The 16133-nt window shown below is 69.7% G+C and carries 18 protein-coding genes; 4 read left to right on the top strand and 14 right to left on the bottom strand.

Annotated elements, in window-relative coordinates; translation table 11 throughout:
* Nucleotides 1–15: 15 nt before the first annotated feature.
* From C6A87_RS10195 to rplS, 5 genes are read right to left on the bottom strand one after another with little or no spacing between them, the layout of a single operon-like run.
* Nucleotides 16–789 carry an HAD-IIA family hydrolase gene (locus tag C6A87_RS10195; protein ID WP_003928604.1) on the bottom strand — a complete coding sequence of 258 codons (774 nt, stop codon included), beginning with the start codon at nucleotides 787–789 and terminating at the stop codon, nucleotides 16–18.
* Between the two features lie 39 nt (nucleotides 790–828).
* Nucleotides 829–1134 (bottom strand): DUF2469 domain-containing protein, encoded by a 306-nt coding sequence (locus tag C6A87_RS10190; RefSeq protein WP_003928621.1) that lies wholly within the window; start codon nucleotides 1132–1134, stop codon nucleotides 829–831.
* Nucleotides 1131–1880 (bottom strand): ribonuclease HII, encoded by a 750-nt coding sequence (locus C6A87_RS10185; RefSeq protein WP_311117111.1) that lies wholly within the window; start codon nucleotides 1878–1880, stop codon nucleotides 1131–1133. The genes C6A87_RS10190 and C6A87_RS10185 overlap by 4 nt, the downstream gene beginning before the upstream one ends.
* A gap of 17 nt (nucleotides 1881–1897) precedes the next feature.
* Nucleotides 1898–2785, bottom strand: coding sequence for a signal peptidase I (gene lepB, locus C6A87_RS10180; RefSeq protein ID WP_311117110.1), 888 nt, complete (start codon nucleotides 2783–2785; stop codon nucleotides 1898–1900).
* Nucleotides 2786–2833: 48 nt separating this feature from the next.
* Nucleotides 2834–3175, bottom strand: coding sequence for a 50S ribosomal protein L19 (rplS, locus tag C6A87_RS10175; protein ID WP_003928624.1), 342 nt, complete (start codon nucleotides 3173–3175; stop codon nucleotides 2834–2836).
* Nucleotides 3176–3475: 300 nt separating this feature from the next.
* Between rplS and C6A87_RS10170 the strand changes: the two genes are divergently transcribed.
* Entirely contained in the window at nucleotides 3476–4414 is a 939-nt protein-coding gene (locus C6A87_RS10170; RefSeq protein WP_311117109.1) for a hypothetical protein, read from the top strand.
* Here the strand turns inward: C6A87_RS10170 and trmD are convergent.
* From trmD to mgtE, 5 genes are all read right to left on the bottom strand, one after another.
* Complete coding sequence (trmD, locus tag C6A87_RS10165; protein ID WP_311117108.1) at nucleotides 4411–5130, bottom strand: tRNA (guanosine(37)-N1)-methyltransferase TrmD; 720 nt, start codon at nucleotides 5128–5130, stop codon at nucleotides 4411–4413. The two genes, C6A87_RS10170 and trmD, sit on opposite strands and share 4 nt — an antisense overlap.
* Nucleotides 5131–5142: 12 nt before the next feature.
* Nucleotides 5143–5664: a ribosome maturation factor RimM gene (rimM, locus tag C6A87_RS10160; protein ID WP_311117107.1), complete on the bottom strand. Its 522-nt coding sequence runs from the start codon at nucleotides 5662–5664 to the stop codon at nucleotides 5143–5145.
* Between the two features lie 11 nt (nucleotides 5665–5675).
* Nucleotides 5676–5918, bottom strand: a complete 243-nt coding sequence (locus C6A87_RS10155) for an RNA-binding protein (protein WP_003928628.1) — start codon at nucleotides 5916–5918, stop codon at nucleotides 5676–5678.
* Nucleotides 5915–6397, bottom strand: a complete 483-nt coding sequence (gene rpsP / locus C6A87_RS10150; protein ID WP_311117106.1) for a 30S ribosomal protein S16 — start codon at nucleotides 6395–6397, stop codon at nucleotides 5915–5917. Before rpsP ends, C6A87_RS10155 begins: the two co-directional genes overlap by 4 nt.
* Before the next feature lie 165 nt (nucleotides 6398–6562).
* The gene (gene mgtE / locus C6A87_RS10145) at nucleotides 6563–7921 is read right to left on the bottom strand and encodes a magnesium transporter (RefSeq protein ID WP_311117105.1); all 1359 of its coding nucleotides are present in this window, start codon (nucleotides 7919–7921) and stop codon (nucleotides 6563–6565) included.
* A 92-nt stretch (nucleotides 7922–8013) separates the two neighbouring features.
* Between mgtE and C6A87_RS10140 the strand changes: the two genes are divergently transcribed.
* Nucleotides 8014–8508 carry a nuclear transport factor 2 family protein gene (locus C6A87_RS10140; RefSeq protein ID WP_311117104.1) on the top strand — a complete coding sequence of 165 codons (495 nt, stop codon included), beginning with the start codon at nucleotides 8014–8016 and terminating at the stop codon, nucleotides 8506–8508.
* A gap of 9 nt (nucleotides 8509–8517) precedes the next feature.
* Here the strand turns inward: C6A87_RS10140 and C6A87_RS10135 are convergent, their stop codons facing one another.
* Nucleotides 8518–8949 carry a nuclear transport factor 2 family protein gene (locus tag C6A87_RS10135; RefSeq protein WP_311117103.1) on the bottom strand — a complete coding sequence of 144 codons (432 nt, stop codon included), beginning with the start codon at nucleotides 8947–8949 and terminating at the stop codon, nucleotides 8518–8520.
* A gap of 81 nt (nucleotides 8950–9030) precedes the next feature.
* Between C6A87_RS10135 and C6A87_RS10130 the strand changes: the two genes are divergently transcribed.
* Together C6A87_RS10130 and C6A87_RS10125 are read left to right on the top strand one after the other, a co-directional pair.
* On the top strand, nucleotides 9031–9915 hold the full coding sequence (locus tag C6A87_RS10130; RefSeq protein WP_311117102.1) for a serine hydrolase: 885 nt from the start codon (nucleotides 9031–9033) through the stop codon (nucleotides 9913–9915).
* Nucleotides 9916–9989: 74 nt separating this feature from the next.
* Entirely contained in the window at nucleotides 9990–10826 is an 837-nt protein-coding gene (locus tag C6A87_RS10125) for a serine hydrolase (protein WP_311117101.1), read from the top strand.
* Between the two features lie 85 nt (nucleotides 10827–10911).
* Here the strand turns inward: C6A87_RS10125 and C6A87_RS10120 are convergent, their stop codons facing one another.
* Genes C6A87_RS10120 through C6A87_RS10110 form a run of 3 tightly spaced genes read right to left on the bottom strand, consistent with a single transcriptional unit; the run spans nucleotide 10912 to nucleotide 16101 of the window.
* Nucleotides 10912–11997 carry an amidohydrolase family protein gene (locus tag C6A87_RS10120; RefSeq protein WP_311117100.1) on the bottom strand — a complete coding sequence of 362 codons (1086 nt, stop codon included), beginning with the start codon at nucleotides 11995–11997 and terminating at the stop codon, nucleotides 10912–10914.
* A 3-nt stretch (nucleotides 11998–12000) separates the two neighbouring features.
* Nucleotides 12001–13569 (bottom strand): signal recognition particle protein, encoded by a 1569-nt coding sequence (gene ffh / locus C6A87_RS10115; RefSeq protein ID WP_311117099.1) that lies wholly within the window; start codon nucleotides 13567–13569, stop codon nucleotides 12001–12003.
* A gap of 51 nt (nucleotides 13570–13620) precedes the next feature.
* Nucleotides 13621–16101 (bottom strand): [protein-PII] uridylyltransferase, encoded by a 2481-nt coding sequence (locus tag C6A87_RS10110; protein WP_311117098.1) that lies wholly within the window; start codon nucleotides 16099–16101, stop codon nucleotides 13621–13623.
* Nucleotides 16102–16133 lie beyond the last annotated feature (32 nt).

The raw sequence follows: 16133 nt of genomic DNA, 5'->3' as shown, positions 1-16133 counted from the left end.
CTAGCAAGCGATGCGTCACACCAATTCGATCGCCTCGGCGATGGACGGCAGCACCCGGCTCGGCCGGAACGGGTAGCGTTCGACGTCCTCGATCGTCGTCGACCCGGTCAGCACCAGGATGGTTTCCAGCCCGGCCTCGATCCCGGCCACGACGTCGGTGTCCATCCGGTCGCCGACCATCACGGTGGATTCCGAGTGGGCTTCGATCCGGTTGAGCGCGCTGCGGAACATCATCGGGTTGGGCTTGCCGACGAAGTACGGCTCGCGTCCGGTGGCCCTGGTGATCATCGCCGCCACCGATCCGGTGGCCGGTAGCGGGCCCTCGGCCGACGGGCCGGTGACATCGGGGTTGGTGGCGATGAACCGGGCACCGCCAAGGATCAGCCGCACGGCCTTGGTGATCGCCTCGAACGAGTAGGTGCGGGTCTCGCCGAGCACCACGAAGTCCGGCGCGATGTCGGTCAGGGTGTAGCCGGCCTCGTGCAGCGCGGTGGTCAGGCCGGCCTCGCCGATCACATACGCGGAGCCACCGGGCAGCTGGTCGGCCAGGAACGCCGCAGTGGCCATCGCGGAGGTCCAGATCGCGCCCTCGGGGACGGCCAGCCCGGAGCGGACCAGCCGGGCAGCCAAATCGCGCGGGGTGAAGATCGAATTGTTGGTGAGCACCAGGAACGGCCGTTCCCGGTCGATCAGACGCTGCAGGAACTCAGCGGCACCCGGTAGCGCGTATTCCTCGCGGACGAGCACGCCGTCCATGTCGGTCAGCCAGCACTGCGGTGTGGAGCGCACGCCCTCCAGTGTGTCAGCCATGGCAAACCGCCGCCTGAGCTATTCGGGCAGCCGCAACTCGGGCTTCTCGACCTCTTCGATGTTGACGTCCTTGAACGTGATGACCCGGACCTGCTTGACGAAGCGCGCCGGCCGGTACATGTCCCACACCCACGCGTCGCCGAGCCGCAGTTCGAAGTACACCTCGCCGTCGGCGTTGCGCGGCACCATCTCCACGCTGTTGGCCAGGTAGAACCGCCGTTCGGTCTCCACGACATAGCTGAACTGACCGACGATGTCCTTGTACTCCCGGTAGAGCGAGAGCTCCATCTCGGTTTCGTACTTCTCGAGATCTTCGGCACTCATCGGCTCAGCTGTCCTTCGGGTAGATCGCCGTTCATCGGCATGTCCACGAGCATTTTCCCGCACACCACTTCTGCATGCTCCTCGGGTTCCCCGTCGATGACCAGTCGCCGCACATTGATGAACGAATACCGGTGTTGACGGGACGGACCGAGTCGCGACAGCGCCGCGCTGTGCGCCCGCGTGCTGTAGCCCTTGTGCTCGGCGAAACCATAGCCGGGATGCTCGTCCTCCATCGCGACCATCAGCCGGTCGCGGCTGACCTTGGCCAGCACACTGGCCGCGGCGATACAGGCCGCGGCCGCGTCACCGCCGACCACCGGCAGCGACGGCATCGGCAGGCCGGGGACCCGGAAGCCGTCCGAGAGCACGTAACCGGGCCGCACCGCCAGGCCGGCGACCGCGCGCCGCATCCCCTCGATGTTGGCCACGTGCACCCCCCGGCGGTCGACCTCCTCGGACGGGATGAACACCACGTGGTAGGCCAGCGCGTACCGCCGGATCAGCGGGAACAGCCGTTCCCGCTCGGCTTCGTTGAGCTTCTTGGAGTCGTCGAGGGCGGCCAGGCTCTCCAGCCGGTTGGGGCCCAGCACGCACGCCGCCACCACCAGCGGCCCGGCGCAGGCCCCGCGTCCGACCTCGTCCACCCCGGCCACCGGCCCCAGCCCGGCCCGGTACAGCGCCGATTCCAGGGTCCGCAGACCGGAAGATTTGCGGATGACGGTCCGCGGAGGCCAAGCAGCAGGCAAAAGTCCGTGCCCTCCCGTTACGTCTGGGGGTTCACCGAGTTCACGCCGCCCCACCGTCCCGGCGGCCAGGCGATGAACCGGGCCTTACCGATCACATTCTCCTCCGGGATCGTCCCGGCGGTCGGATCCCCGGTGCACAACAGTCCGCGTTGCGCGTCGCCGGGCACGTTGGAGCAGTGCGTGCGGGAGTCGGCAGAGTGGGTGCGGTTGTCGCCCATCACCCAGAGCCGGCCCTCGGGCACGGTCACCGGACCGAACTCGTTGCCCAGGCACGGGTACACGGCGGGATCGGCCATCATCGTGTTGGGGTCCAGATACGGCTCGTTGAGCGGCTTGCCGTCGACCGTCAGCCCGGTGTCGACCCGGCACTGCACGGTCTGCCCGCCGACGGCGATGATCCGCTTCACCAGGTCGTTCTGGTCCGGCGGCACGAACCCCACCACCGACAGTACGTTCTGCACCCAGCGGATCGCGGTGTTGTCGGAACGGATCGACTTGTAGCCGATGCTCCAGTTGGGCGGCCCCTTGAACACGACCACATCGCCGGGCTGCGGCGTGGAGAACCGGTAGGTCAGCTTGTCGACCATGATCCGGTCGCCGACGCAGCCGTTGCACCCGTGCAGGGTTGGCTCCATCGACTCCGACGGGATCAGGTACGGACGTGCGATGAACGTCAGCATCACGTAGTACAGCACCAGCGCGATGCTGATGAGGATCGCAGCCTCGCGGACGGCACCGCGCTTCTTCTTGCCCGGCTGCTCGCCGTCCTGCTCATCGCCGTCCTGCTCATCGCCGTCCTGCTCGTCGCCGTCGGTGGGCTCCGGCGTCGCCAGCGTGCGCTCGGTGGACGAATCGTCAGGATCTGAAGGTCCCGCGGGCCCCGAGGGGTCGGAAGCGAATGTCACGGGATCAGAGTAGCCAGCACGCTGTCACCGCCGGCACGGCGAGCAAGCTCAGCGCTTTTCCTTGATCTTGGCCTTCTTGCCACGCAGCTCGCGCAGGTAGTACAGCTTCGCCCGGCGCACATCACCGCGGGTGAGCACGTCGATGTGGTCGATGTTGGGCGAGTGCACGGGGAAGGTGCGCTCGACGCCGACGCCGTAGCTCTCCTTGCGGACCGTGAACGTCTCGCGAACCCCGCCACCCTGACGGCGGAGAACGACACCCTTGAAGACCTGGATGCGTTCCTTGGAGCCCTCGATGACCTTCACGTGGACGTTGACGGTGTCGCCGGGACCAAAGGCCGGGACATCATCACGCAACGACGCCTGGTCGACGAAATCCAGCGTGTTCATCGGTGACACTTCCTTGCTGTTCGCGGCTCCGTGCCGGCGTCGTGGTGACGCGCACGCAACCATGGTGTTTCGGACGTCTTGGGCGGTCGTGCGGCGTGGACGTACCCGCCTTGCACAGACAACTGCCCAATTGTGCCAGACGCGGGGCTCATCCCCGAAATCCGGTGGCCACCGCGACGTGGACCGAGGTTCGGGGCAGGCACAGCGGGTAGAGACGGGCTACCCTTTCCCTACCGGGCAGCCGCGTGACGCTGTCCGCATTCGGGGACAGCGTCGGCCCACATATCTGGAGGAAGCACGATGCGACAGCCGTCACGGCTGTTCAGGACCGCCGCACTGCTGACCGTCGCAGCATCCGCCCTGGTCGGATGCTCGGCAACGGGCAACGGAGCGCCTGTGGTCTCGAGCGGCCCGCACCTGACCGTGGTGGCGCCGCTGGGCACCATGGCCCCCCTTCCCGAAGCGCCCCCCGACGAACCTCCCGCCGCTTTCTCCGGTCTGACCGACCGTGCCGCGCTGGCCACCGCGGAGGCCGCCGATGCCGGCGCCGACATCACCAGCGCGGTACTGGACCGCAACACCGGGCAGCTGATCACCAACGGAAACGACAGGACCATCGCGATCGCGTCGGTGGTCAAGTTGTTCATCGCCGATGACCTGCTCCTCCAGGTCTCCGAGGGCCGGACCGAACTGTCCCCCGACGACCGCGCATCGCTGGACGTGATGCTGCGGTCCTCCGACGACAGCGCCGCCGAGGTGTTCTGGAACCGCAGCGGCGGAAGCGCGATCGTCGACCGCGTCGCCCAGCGCTACGGGTTGTCGTCGACGCGGCGGCCGGGCAACGGGCGCTGGTTCAACACCGTCAGCACCGCCACCGACCTCGTCCGCTACTACGACATGCTGCTGTCGGGCGCCGGGGGCCTGCCGCGCGAACAGGTGGACATCATCATGTCGAACCTCGCGGCGTCGACCCCGACCGCGCCGGACGGGATGGCACCCGGCGGCGTGTACCCGCAGCGGTTCGGCATCCCGGAGGGCCTGTTCGCCGAACGGGTCGCCGTGAAGCAGGGCTGGATGTGCTGCGTCGGCTCGGACTGGATGCATCTGTCCACCGGGGTGATCGGCGCCGCCGACCGCTACGTGATGGTGATCGCGTCGATGCAGGCCGCCGACGACGAGGTGGCCCGCCGGACCATCACCGACGCGGTCAAGACGATGTTCCCCGGAGGCCGGATCTAGGCCGGCGGCGCCTCGGTCTCGATCAGGTCGGGCTTGATCAGATCGGGACGGCGCTCCCGGGTGCGCTGCAGCCCCTGTTCGTGTCGCCACGCGGCGATCCGCGCGTGGTCACCGGAACGCAACACCTCGGGCACGTCGAGTCCGCGCCAGCTCGCCGGGCGCGTGTAACTCGGCCCCTCCAGCAGCCCCCCGACGAGTTCGGAGTGCGAATCGTCCTGGTGCGAAGCCGGATTGCCCAGCACGTCGGGCAGCAGCCGGACCACCGCCTCGATCATCACCACCGCGGCCGACTCACCGCCGGGCAGCACGTAGTCGCCGATCGAGACCTCTTCAACCCGCATCCGCCTGGCCGCGTCGTCGATCACCCGCTGGTCGATGCCCTCGTAGCGGCCGCACGCGAACACCAGGTGCCGCTCGGCCGACCAGCGCTGCGCGGTGGCCTGGTCGAACAGCCGCCCGGCCGGGGTCGGCACCACGAGAAGGCTTTCCGTGGAACAGATCTCGTCCAGTGCCGGTCCCCACACCGGTGCCTTCATCACCATTCCCGGTCCCCCGCCGTACGGCGAGTCGTCCACCGAGCGGTGCACGTCGTGGGTCCAGTCCCGCAGATCGTGCACGGCCAGTTCGACGATCCCCGCGTCGATCGCCCTGCCGGGCAACGATTGCCGCAGCGCGTCCAGGAACGCGGGGAAGATGGTGACGACATCAATCTTCACGGGCTGCCATCCCTACAGATCGAGCAGACCCTCAGGCGGGTCGATCTCGATCGCGTTGTCCGCCAACGACACCGACACCACGATCGCCGACACGAAAGGCACCAGCACCTCGGCGCCCTCGGAGTCGCGCACGGCCAGCAGTTCGCCTGCGGCAGTGTGCAACACCTCGGCCACCGTGCCGAGGGACCGGCCGTCGGTGGTGGTCACGGTCATGCCCTCGAGCTGATGGTCGTAGAACTCGTCCGGGTCGTCGATCGGGGGCAGATCGCCCGAGTCGACCAGAAACAGGGTGCCCCGCAGCGCGTCGGCGGCGTTCCGGTCCCCGACCCCCTGCAGGCGCACCAGCACGCGGTCCCCGTGGGGCCGCACCGATTCGATGACGTACTCGCGTTCTGCGCCGCCGCCCCGCGAAGGGCGGCCGCGCAGCACCGCACCCGCCACGAAACGACCCTCGGGGTCGTCGGTGCGGACATCGACGGAAAGTTCGCCGGTGACGCCGTGCGCCTTGACCACGCGCCCGACAACAAGGTCCATCTGGCGCGACGCTACTGGTCGGTGTCCACCACGTCGACGCGGATCCCGCGACCGCCGATGCCTGCCACCAGGGTGCGCAGTGCGGTCGCGGTGCGACCGCCGCGCCCGATGACCTTGCCCAGGTCGTCGGGGTGCACGTGCACCTCCACGGTGCGGCCGCGGCGATTGGTCACCATGTCCACGCGGACGTCGTCAGGATTGTCGACGATTCCGCGGACCAGGTGCTCCACGGCGTCGACGACGACCGAACTCATTCGGCAGCGGGGGCGTCGGACTCGGCGGCAGCCTTGTCCTCAGCCGGAGCGTCGGCCGGCGCAGCCTCGGCGGCCTCGTCCTTCTTGGCGGCGGGCTTCTTCTTCTTCGGCGTGGTCGCGGAGGTGGCCGGGCCACCCTCGGCCTCGGCGAGTGCGGCGTTGAAGAGGTCCAGCTTGGAGGGCTTGGGCTCCTTGACCTTCAGCGTGCCCTCGGCGCCGGGCAGACCCTTGAACTTCTGCCAGTCACCGGTGATCTTCAACAGCTGCAGCACGGGCTCGGTGGGCTGGGCGCCGACGCCCAGCCAGTACTGTGCGCGCTCGGAGTCGATCTCGATGACGCTCGGCTCCTCCTTCGGGTGGTACCGGCCGATGACCTCGATGGCGCGGCCGTCGCGGCGGTTGCGCGCATCGGCGACGGCGATGCGGTACTGGGGATTGCGGATCTTGCCGAAGCGGGCGAGCTTGATCTTGACAGCCATGGTTGAGCGTTTTCTCCTGTGATTGCCACGTTTGCAATTCGAGCGATCTCCGGCGGGATGCCGGGACCCGGTTTTGCCTTACGCGTGTGACCGACGCAGAGCCGGAGTCCTGCGGCAGACAGCCGCCCATTGTGCCAGAACACGCACGTGCTGCGGAAATCGCGCTCAGATCCCCAGCACGGCCTTGGCGATCAGGAAGTAGATCAGCAGCCCGGTCGCGTCGACGAACGTCGAGATGAACGGATTCGAGAACACCGCCGGATCGACCCGGATCGACCGGGCGATCAATGGCATCGCTCCCCCGACCGCGGCGGCCATGGTGCACAGGCTCACCAGCGTCAGCCCGATCACCGCGCCGATGGAGCTGTCGTAGATCAGGCTGGTCACCGCGAACGCCAACCCGCCCAGCAGCAGGCCCAGCGACAACCCGACCCGCAGTTCACGGAACAGCACCTTGCCCAGGTCGCGGGGTCCCACATCGCCCAGCGCCAGGGCCCGGGTCACCGTGGTGGCGGCCTGGTTGCCGGTGTTCCCGCCGGTGCCGATGAGCAGCGGCACGAACAACGCGAGCGTGACCACCTCGGCCAGCGTCGACTCGAACACCTCGAGCACCTGCACCGTCAGCGTGGCGCCGACCGCGAGCACCAGCAGCCAGACCACACGGGACCGGACCAGGCCGACCACCGGCGCGGTGAGGTAGGGCCGGCGCAGCGGTTCGGTGCCGCTGATGCGGGCCTGGTCCTCGGACTCGGCGGTCTCCAGGATCTGCAACGCGTCGTCGACGGTGAGGATGCCGACCAGCCGCGTCTCGCTGTCGACCACCGGCAGCGCCAGCATCCTGAGGTCGGCGCAGCGCCGGGCGGCGGTCTCGGCCGCCTCGGTGGCGCGCGCCCAGTGCGGTGCGCTCATCACCTCGGCCACCGTCGTCCCGGGCGCGGCCGCGAGCAACCGGCGCAGGCTCACCACCCCGATGAGCACGCGTTGCTCGTCGACCACCGGCAGCGTGTACACGGTCTCCGCGTCCTCCAGCCTCGCCGTCACCCGGGTCAGCGCCGCGGCCGTCGTCATCGCCGGCCGCACCGAGACGAACTCCGGGCTCATCCGGCGGCCGATCGAGCGCTGCGGATAGCCGAGCATCGCGGCGGTCAGGTCCCGTTCGGCGGGCGGCAGCCCGTGCAGCAGGCGCCCGGCCACGGTTGCGGGCAGCTCGTCGAGCAGTTCGACCCGGTCGTCGGGATCCAGGTCGGCGAACAGCGCGGCCACCGCGTCGTCCTGCAGCCCGCCGACCAGGTCGCGCTGCAGGCTCGCGTCGAGCATCTCGAACACCTCGAGGGCGCGGTCCTTGGGCAGCACCCGGTACAGCACGGCCTGTTCCTGCCGGTCCAGCCGTTCCAGCACGTCGACGACCTGGATCGTCGACAACTCCCGCAGTGCGGTGGTCAGTGCGGGCAGGTCGAGTTCGTCGAGCGCCCGGAGAATCGGCTTGAGCTGGGCGTCGGAGGGCGGCGCGGTCATGTCGGTCATGTCGTGGGATAGCTCTACACCATCGTGGTGAAGGACCGGTTACCGAACGGCACGCGGTTTACAGCTGAGAGCGCAGATGTCACGCTGCACGGATGACGGACCCAGTGGTGGCGTTGGCGGAGATCGAGGCGGTCAAACAGCTGAAGGCGCGCTACTGCAGATATCTGGACACCAAGGAGTGGGACGGATGGCGGTCGCTGTTCGCCGACGACCTGCACAGTGACACCTCTCGGGCCGGCGGCAAGGTGATCGTCGGGGCCGACGAGTTCGTCGCGTTCACCCGCAAGAGCCTCGGCGACCGCGCGACCGTGCACCAGGTGCACGCGCCGGAGATCGAGCTGACCTCCCCCACCACCGCCCGCGCGGTGTGGGCGCTCGAAGACGTGGTGCGGCTGGGCCCCGGGATCAACCTGCGCGGCTACGGCCACTACCGGGAGACCTACCAGAAGATCGACGGTCGCTGGCTGATCACCGCGTCGACCCTGACCCGCCTGCGCGAGGACATCTTCAACGTCGCGGTGTCGGTGTACGTGTCCGACCGGATGAAGCGGGCCGCCGGCCGGATCGGCCGCCTGCTCACGCGCTGAGCGGGCGGCTCACACCAGCTTGTCGAAGCACTTCTCCTCGACGCGTCTGCTCATCCGCCAGCCCTGCGCGGTGCGGACGAACTCGTCGACGTACCAGATCCCGACGAAATAGATCTGCGGTGAGGTCCCGGCCTCCCCCGCGCCCATCACCATCGGGTTGAAACAGATGGCCCGCGACGTCGCGGTGTCGCCGCTGAGGCGCACATCGACGTTGCCGAGCATGTGGTAGTACGCCGGGAAGTTCGGCAGCACCTCCTTCAGCCAGGCCTTGACCTCCGGGAACCGGCCGTCGACGCCGCCGCTGACCCGATAGTCGATGTAGGCGTCGTCGGTGAAGACGGCGTCCAGGTCGTCGAACCGCCTCCCGTCGATCGCCGTGGAGTAGTCGATCAGCAGTTGCTGGATCTCCAGCCGGTCCGAGATCTCCCCGAGGCTCAACATGAATCGATTGAACACGATCCCGCCGTTCCCGCCGGCGTGATGGCAGGCGAGTTCGGCAGCCGCGGTTTAGGCTCAGCCGTCATGACCAGGCTCCTCAGCTGCATCGGTGTCGCGCTGTGCCTGCTGGCCGCCGTGCCGGCGGGCCCGGCCGCGGCCGCACCCGTCACCGCAGTGGTGCAGCCCGCCGGTTCGACACCGATCCCCGACGGTCCCGCCGAGGCCTGGATCGTCGCCGACATGGACACCGGCGAGGTGCTGGCCGCGCGCGGCGAGCACGAAACGCACGCACCGGCCAGCACCATCAAGGTGCTGCTGGCCACGGTGGTCCTCGACGAACTCCCGCTCGACGCCACCGTCGTGGCCAACGAGGCCGACACCAGGGTGGAGTGCAACTGCGCCGGCGTCGCTCCGGGCCGCACCTACACCACCCGCCAACTGCTCGAGGCGCTGCTGCTGGTGTCGGGCAACGACGCCGCCAACACCCTGGCCACCATGCTCGGCGGGCGCGACGTGGCGGTGCAGAAGATGAACGCCAAGGCCGCGATGCTGGGCGCGCACGCCACCAGCGCGGGTTCCCCGTCGGGTATCGACGGTCCCGGGATCGACATCCGGTCCACCCCGCACGACCTGGCCACGATCTTCCGCGCCGCGATGGCCAACCCGGTGTTCGCGCAGATCACCGCCCAGCCCACCGCAGTGTTCCCGGCCAAGCGCGGTGACGTGGTGCTGGTCAACCAGAACGAGCTGCTGCACCGCTACCCGGGCGCGTTCGGCGGCAAGACCGGATACACCGACCTGGCCCGCAAGACCTATGTCGGCGGCGCCCACCGCGGCGGCAGGCACCTGGTGGTGGCGCTGATGTACGGGCTGGTCGCCGAGGGTGGCCCGACCTACTGGGACCAGGCGGGCGCGCTGCTCGACTGGGGTTTCGCGCTGGGCCCGAACGCCGGCGTCAGCCGGCTCTGAGTTTCAAACGCTCCGATACCCGATGGAGACCTGATCGCGCGCTGGCCGAGTCCTGGCGCCGATAGCGTCGCCACGTGCGAAGACGACTCGCGGGGCTGGCGCTCGCGCTCAGCGCGCTGCTGCCCGTCGCCTCGCTGTCGGTCGCGCCGCCGAGCCCGGCCCAGCCTGCAGCCGAACCCGCTGCGGCCCAACCGCTTCCGGACGGGCCCGCCAAGGCCTGGCTGGTGGCCGACCTCGACACCGGCCATGTGCTGGCCAGCAAGGACCCCTACGGCGCATACGCCCCGGCGAGCACCATCAAGGTGCTGTTGGCGATGACGGTGCTCGACCACCTCCGGCCGGACAACTTCGCGCGCGCCAACGAATCCCACACCCGTGTCGAATGTTCCTGCGTGGGGCTCACACCCGGGCAGGCCTACACCACCGGGCAACTGGTCGCGGCGATCCTGATGGTGTCGGGCAACGACGCGGCGAACATGCTCGCCGACATGCTCGGCGGGCAGCGGGTCGCCGTCGCGGCGATGAACCGCAAGGCCGCGCTGGTCGGCGCGCGCGGCACCAGGGCGTCCTCGCCGTCGGGGCTGGACGGGCCGGGGTGGGAATCGGTCACCACGCCACACGATCTGGCGGTCATCATGCGGGCGGCGCTGAAATATCCGCTGATCGCGCAGATCATGCGGTCGCCGTCGGCGCCGTTCCCGGGTAAGACGCTGCGCAACCAGAACGAGCTTCTCACCCGCTATCCCGGAAACATCGGCGGCAAAACCGGTTTCACCAATCTGGCCCGCAAGACCTACGTCGGGGCCGCGCAGCGCGGCAACCGGCGGCTGGTCGTGGTGCAGATGTACGGCAGCGGGGATCTCTACGGCCAGGCGATCCGGCTGCTGGACTACGGGTTCGGCCGGCCGTAGCACGTCACGCACACCGTTTGCGTAACGGGGTGGCGGAATTCGCGGCCGAGAACCGCCATGGCGTTACGCAACCGGCAGCCGTCCCTCAGTAGACGACCCCGCCGAGGATCACCAGCGCCGGATCGGCGAGCACCGCGGCGCCCGAACGGGGATCCTCGGTGTGGCACACCAGATCCGCCGGCGCGCCGTGGGACAGGCCGGGACGGCGCAGCCACTCGCGGGCGGACCAGCACGCCGCGCCCAGCGCATCGGTCGGGGTCATGCCGACGGCCTTGAGCGCGTCGACCTCCTCGGCGATGCGGCCGTGGGCCACCGCGCTGCCCGCGTCGGTGCCGGCGAAGATGGGTACGCCCGCCTCGTGGGCGGCTCCGATTCGGGTCGAACAGGTTTCGTACAGCGCGCGCATGTGCTTCTGATAGACCGGGTAGCGGTCGGCCCCGGCGGCGATGCCCGGGAAGTTCTCGATGTTGATCAGCGTGGGCACCAGCGCGGTACCGTGCTCGACCATCAGGTCGATCGTGTCCTCGGTCAGGCCGGTGCCGTGTTCGATGCAGTCGATGCCGGCCTTGATCAGGCCGGGCAACGCGTCCTCGCTGAACACGTGCGCGGTGACCCGAGCGCCGTTGGCGTGCGCGGCGTCGATGGCCGCCACCAGCACGTCGTCGGACCACAGCGGCGCCAGATCCCCGGTATCCCGGTCGATCCAGTCCCCCACCAGCTTCACCCAGCCGTCACCCCACCGGGCCTGCTGGGCGACCGCGTCGGGTAGCTGCCATTCGTCTTCGAGCTCGAGCGCGAAGCCACGCGAATAGCGCTTCGGACGCGCCAGGTGCCGCCCGGCCCTGATGATCCGCGGCAGCTCCGGCCTGGCGTCGAAGCTGCGGGTGTCGGTGGGCGAGCCGGCGTCGCGCAGCAGCAGCGCGCCGACTCCCCGTTCGGTCTCGGCCTGCGCGATCGCCTCGGCCAGCTCGACCTCGCCGCCCGGGCCGAGCCCGACGTGGCAGTGCGCGTCGACCAGTCCGGGCAGGATCCAGCCGGCGTCGCCGTCGGCCCCGAAGACCGTCTCGGCGCCCGCGACCGGTTCCGCGCTGAGCACGCCGTCGGCGATCCACCATTCGACGGGTTCGCCGTCGGGCAGACCGCGGCCCCGCACGTGCAGAGGCGTGCCCATCCGCTAGTTCTTCGGGAACTTCAGCTTCGACAGGTCGATGTCGGCCAGCCCCGGCGGCAGCTCGTCGAGTCCCTTGGGCATGTTCGACAGATCCGGGAAGCCCGCGGGCATGCCCGGCATTCCGGCACCGAGCGGATTGCGGTTCTTCGGCGGCGTCGGTCCCTTGCGGCCCTTCTTGCCGGCCTGCTTGTTCTTGCCCTTGGCGGCCTTACGGGTGTTCTTGCGGCCGAACGGCATACCCATCTGGCCGGCCATCTGCGACATCATCTTGCGCGCGTCGAAGAAGCGGTCCACGAGCTGGTTGACCTCGGCCACCGTCACCCCGGAGCCGTTGGCGATCCGCAGCCGGCGCGACGCGTTGATGATCTTGGGATCGGCCCGCTCCTGCGGGGTCATCCCCCGGATGATGGCCTGCACCCGGTCGAGCTGGCTGTCGTCCACGGCGGCCAGCGCGTCCTTCATCTGGCCCGCGCCGGGCAGCATCCCGAGCAGGTTGCCGATCGGCCCCATCTTGCGGATCGCGAGCATCTGCTCGAGGAAGTCCTCGAGGGTGAGTTCCCCGCTGCCGATCTTGGCCGCGGTGGCCTCGGCCTGTTCGGCGTCGAAATGCTGCTCGGCTTGCTCGATGAGGGACAGCACGTCACCCATGCCGAGGATCCGGCTGGCCATCCGGTCGGGATGGAAGACGTCGAAGTCCTCGAGCTTCTCGCCGGTCGACGCGAACAGGATCGGCACGCCGGTGACCTCGCGGACCGACAGCGCGGCGCCGCCGCGGGCGTCGCCGTCGAGCTTGGTCAGCACGACACCGGTGAAGCCCACGCCCTCGCGGAACGCGTCGGCGGTGGTCACCGCGTCCTGACCGATCATCGCGTCGAGGACGAACAGCGTCTCGTCGGGGTTGACGGCGTCGCGGATGGCCGCGGCCTGGGCCATCAGCTCCTCGTCGATGCCGAGCCGGCCCGCGGTGTCGACGATCACCACGTCGTAGAGCTTGGCCTTGGCCTCGGCCAGGCCCGCGGCGGCCACGGCCACCGGATCGTTGGTGGCCATCTGCTCGATGGTGGTGCCGCCCGGGGACACGCCCGGATGCGGCGCGAACACGCTCACCCCGGCGCGCTCACCGACGATCTGCAGCTGGTTGACCGCACCGGGACGCTGGAGGTCACAGGCCACCAGCAGCGGCGTGTGGCCCTGGGCTTTGAGCCACCGGGCCAGCTTGCCGGCCAGCGTGGTCTTACCCGAACCCTGCAGACCGGCCAGCATGATGACCGTCGGTGGGTTCCTGGCGAAGGCCAGCTGGCGCGTCTCGCCGCCGAGGATCCCGATGAGTTCCTCGTTGACGATCTTGACGACCTGCTGGGCGGGGTTCAGCGCCGCCGACACCTCCACGCCCTTGGCGCGTTCCTTGATGCGGGAGATGAACGCACGCACGACGGGCAGCGAAACGTCGGCCTCGAGCAGCGCCAGTCGGATCTCGCGCGCGGTGGCATCGATGTCGGCGTCGGTGAGCCGACCTTTGCCGCGCAGGCCCGAGAGGGCTCCGGTCAACCGGTCGGACAGGGATTCAAACACGTGGCCAAGCCTATCGCGGGCGGCGCGGCGGGTTCGGGGTGCTGCGGGTCACTAGCTGGCCTCCACCTCGGTGTGCCTGGCCGGCGGGGCGGGTAGCACCGCGAACAGCTGTCGTTCCAGGTTCTGCCGCGCCGCGGCTTCGTCCGCCGCCAGCGCCGGGGGCAGCACGATCCCGAACGCGTCGACCACCGACGAGCCCAGCGTGGTGACCTTGGCCCACGCGATGTCCACCCCGGCGCGTTCGAAGACGCCGGTGAGCGCCGCCAGCAGGCCGGTGCGGTCGGTGGCCCGGACCTCGACGACCATCTGCCCGGCGCCGGCGCCGTCGTGCCACAGCACCCGGGGAGGCGCGGCCGGTGCGTGCACGGGGACCGCGGCGCGGATCTCGCCGGCCCTGGCGGTGGCCGTGGCCTCCGCCTCCTTCTTGTCCAGCGCGCCCATCACGTCGAGGTCGCCGTCGATGGCCAGGATCAGCTGCTGGCGCAGCAGCTCGGCCGCCGGCGGGGCGCCGAAGTGCGGGGACACCACGAACGTGTTGATGGCCGCGCCGTCGTGCCCGTTCACCGACGCCGAGTGCACGCGCAGCGAGTTCAGTGCGAGCACCGCGGCCGCCTTGGAGAGCACCCCGCGACCGTCCGGCGCGATCATCGTGACGTTGAAGATGTGCGGGGTGTCCCCCGGCGTCAGCTCGACGTGCACGCCGGCGTCGCGGGCCAGCTCGATGAACCGCGGCTCGATCGGGTCCGGCTGCGGAAGCGGTTCACCGGCCATCACGAGCCGGCACCGGCGCACCAGCTCGCCGATCAGCGAGGCCTTCCAGTCACCCCAGACGCCGGGGCCGGTCGCCAGCGAGTCGGCCTCGGCGAGGACGTGCAGCAGCTCCAGCACGACGAGGTCGCCTTCGAGTGCGTCCACGACGGCGGAGATCGTGACGGGATCCTGAAGGTCGCGCCGGGTGGCGGTGTGCGGCAACAACAGATGGTGACGCACCACCATCGACAAGATCTTGATGTCCGATGGCCACAACCCCAGCCTGCTGCCGATCTGATTGGCCAGTTCGGCGCCGATGACGCTGTGGTCCCCGCCCCGGCCCTTGCCGATGTCGTGGACCAGCGCACCCAGCACCAGCAGATCCGGACGCGACACCCGCGTGGTGAATGCGCTTGCGCGGGAAACTGTTTCGACCAGATGCCGGTCGACGGTCCAGATGTGCACGACGTCGCGCGGGGGCAGGTCGCGCACCGCACCCCACTCGGGGAACAGCCGGCCCCACAGCCCGGTCCGGTCGAGGGCCTCGATGGTGGCCACCGCCGACGGACCCGCCGCCAGCATCACCAGCAGATCTTTGAGCGCCTGCCTGGGCCACGGGGTGCGCAGTTCCGGCGCGGCCTCGACCAGGCGGCTCAGCGTGGAGGCCGCCATCGGCAGCCCTGTGGTGGCCGACGCGGCGGCGACCCGCAGGATGAGGCCGGGGTCGCGTTCCGGGCGGGCGTCGCGCGCCAGGATCACCTCGCCGTTGAACTCGATGACGCCCTCGTCGAGGGGCCGCCGCACGGGGCGCCGCAGCACGGCGAGCCCGCGGCGCGGCAGCGCGTTGCCCGCGGTGCGGATGCCGGCATCGACGTAGTAACTGACCGTGCGGGCGGCGTCGGAGAGTGCGCGCGCCAGATCGAAGCGGTCCCCGATGCGCAGCTGGGCGCCGATCTCGTCGGCGTGCTGGGCCAGCAGCAGTTCGCGGCCGCGGCCGGCCACCCGGTGCAGCTCGGTGCGCACATTGAGCAACGAGAGATGGGCTTCGCCAAGGGTTTCCGTGGGCGAGGCCAGCGAGCGGCTGGGATACACGTCGGCCAGCTGCGCGATCGCCAACGCGTTGAGGAGTTGCACGTCGCGCAGCCCGCCCCTGCCGCACTTGAGATCCGGCTCGGCGCGGTGGGCGATCTGGCCGCTGCGTTGCCAGCGCGCCCTGGTGTGCTCGACGAGCTCGTCGAACCGGGAGGCGATGCCGGTGCGCCACTGCCTGCGGGCCCCGCCGATCAGCAGTGCCGACAGGTCGGCGTCGCCTGCGATGTGCCGCGCCTCGAGCATGGCCAGCCCCGCGGAGATGTCCTCACCGGCCACCCGCAGCGCCTCGGGCACGGTGCGCACACTGTGATCCAGACGAATGTTGGCGTCCCACAACGGATACCACAACAGGTCCGCCACCTCGGCGACGTCGGAGGCCGGCATGTTGTCGTGCAGCAGCATCAGGTCCAGGTCCGAGAACGGCAGTATCTCGCCGCGGCCCAGACCACCGGTCGCGACGATCGCGAACCCGCTGGTGGCGGTGATGCCGATCTCGGCCGCCTTTGTGGTGAGCCAGAAGTCGTACAGGTCGAGCAGCGCGTCGCGCAGCGCGGCGGAATCGAGCTGACGGCCGCCGGAGAGCAGCTGCTCGGCAGCTGCGACGAGATCTGTTGCAGGACGCAAAGAACCCGCCGCCGGACGCTCCCATCGGGGAGCGCCGGCGGCGGATTGCGACTTCTGCTCTTTCATGGGTTGCCCTCCCGGCATATGACGATTGAACT

It is taken from the genome of Mycobacterium sp. ITM-2016-00317 (genome assembly GCF_002968295.1).
GTDB lineage: Bacteria > Actinomycetota > Actinomycetes > Mycobacteriales > Mycobacteriaceae > Mycobacterium.
The sequence above is the reverse complement of the archived record's forward strand: the minus strand, read 5'-3'. Positions and strand labels throughout refer to the sequence as shown.

Excerpts from the sequence above, each read along its gene's own strand:
- C6A87_RS10190 (WP_003928621.1), bottom strand. The coding sequence starts at position 1,134 with ATGAGTGCCGAAGATCTCGAGAAGTACGAAACCGAGATGGAGCTCTCG.
- rplS (WP_003928624.1), bottom strand. The coding sequence starts at position 3,175 with ATGAACACGCTGGATTTCGTCGACCAGGCGTCGTTGCGTGATGATGTC.
- C6A87_RS10170 (WP_311117109.1), top strand. The coding sequence starts at position 3,476 with ATGCGACAGCCGTCACGGCTGTTCAGGACCGCCGCACTGCTGACCGTC.
- rimM (WP_311117107.1), bottom strand. The coding sequence starts at position 5,664 with ATGGACCTTGTTGTCGGGCGCGTGGTCAAGGCGCACGGCGTCACCGGC.
- C6A87_RS10155 (WP_003928628.1), bottom strand. The coding sequence starts at position 5,918 with ATGAGTTCGGTCGTCGTCGACGCCGTGGAGCACCTGGTCCGCGGAATC.
- rpsP (WP_311117106.1), bottom strand. The coding sequence starts at position 6,397 with ATGGCTGTCAAGATCAAGCTCGCCCGCTTCGGCAAGATCCGCAATCCC.
- mgtE (WP_311117105.1), bottom strand. The coding sequence starts at position 7,921 with ATGACCGACATGACCGCGCCGCCCTCCGACGCCCAGCTCAAGCCGATT.
- C6A87_RS10140 (WP_311117104.1), top strand. The coding sequence starts at position 8,014 with ATGACGGACCCAGTGGTGGCGTTGGCGGAGATCGAGGCGGTCAAACAG.
- C6A87_RS10135 (WP_311117103.1), bottom strand. The coding sequence starts at position 8,949 with ATGTTGAGCCTCGGGGAGATCTCGGACCGGCTGGAGATCCAGCAACTG.
- C6A87_RS10130 (WP_311117102.1), top strand. The coding sequence starts at position 9,031 with ATGACCAGGCTCCTCAGCTGCATCGGTGTCGCGCTGTGCCTGCTGGCC.
- C6A87_RS10120 (WP_311117100.1), bottom strand. The coding sequence starts at position 11,997 with ATGGGCACGCCTCTGCACGTGCGGGGCCGCGGTCTGCCCGACGGCGAA.
- C6A87_RS10110 (WP_311117098.1), bottom strand. The coding sequence starts at position 16,101 with ATGAAAGAGCAGAAGTCGCAATCCGCCGCCGGCGCTCCCCGATGGGAG.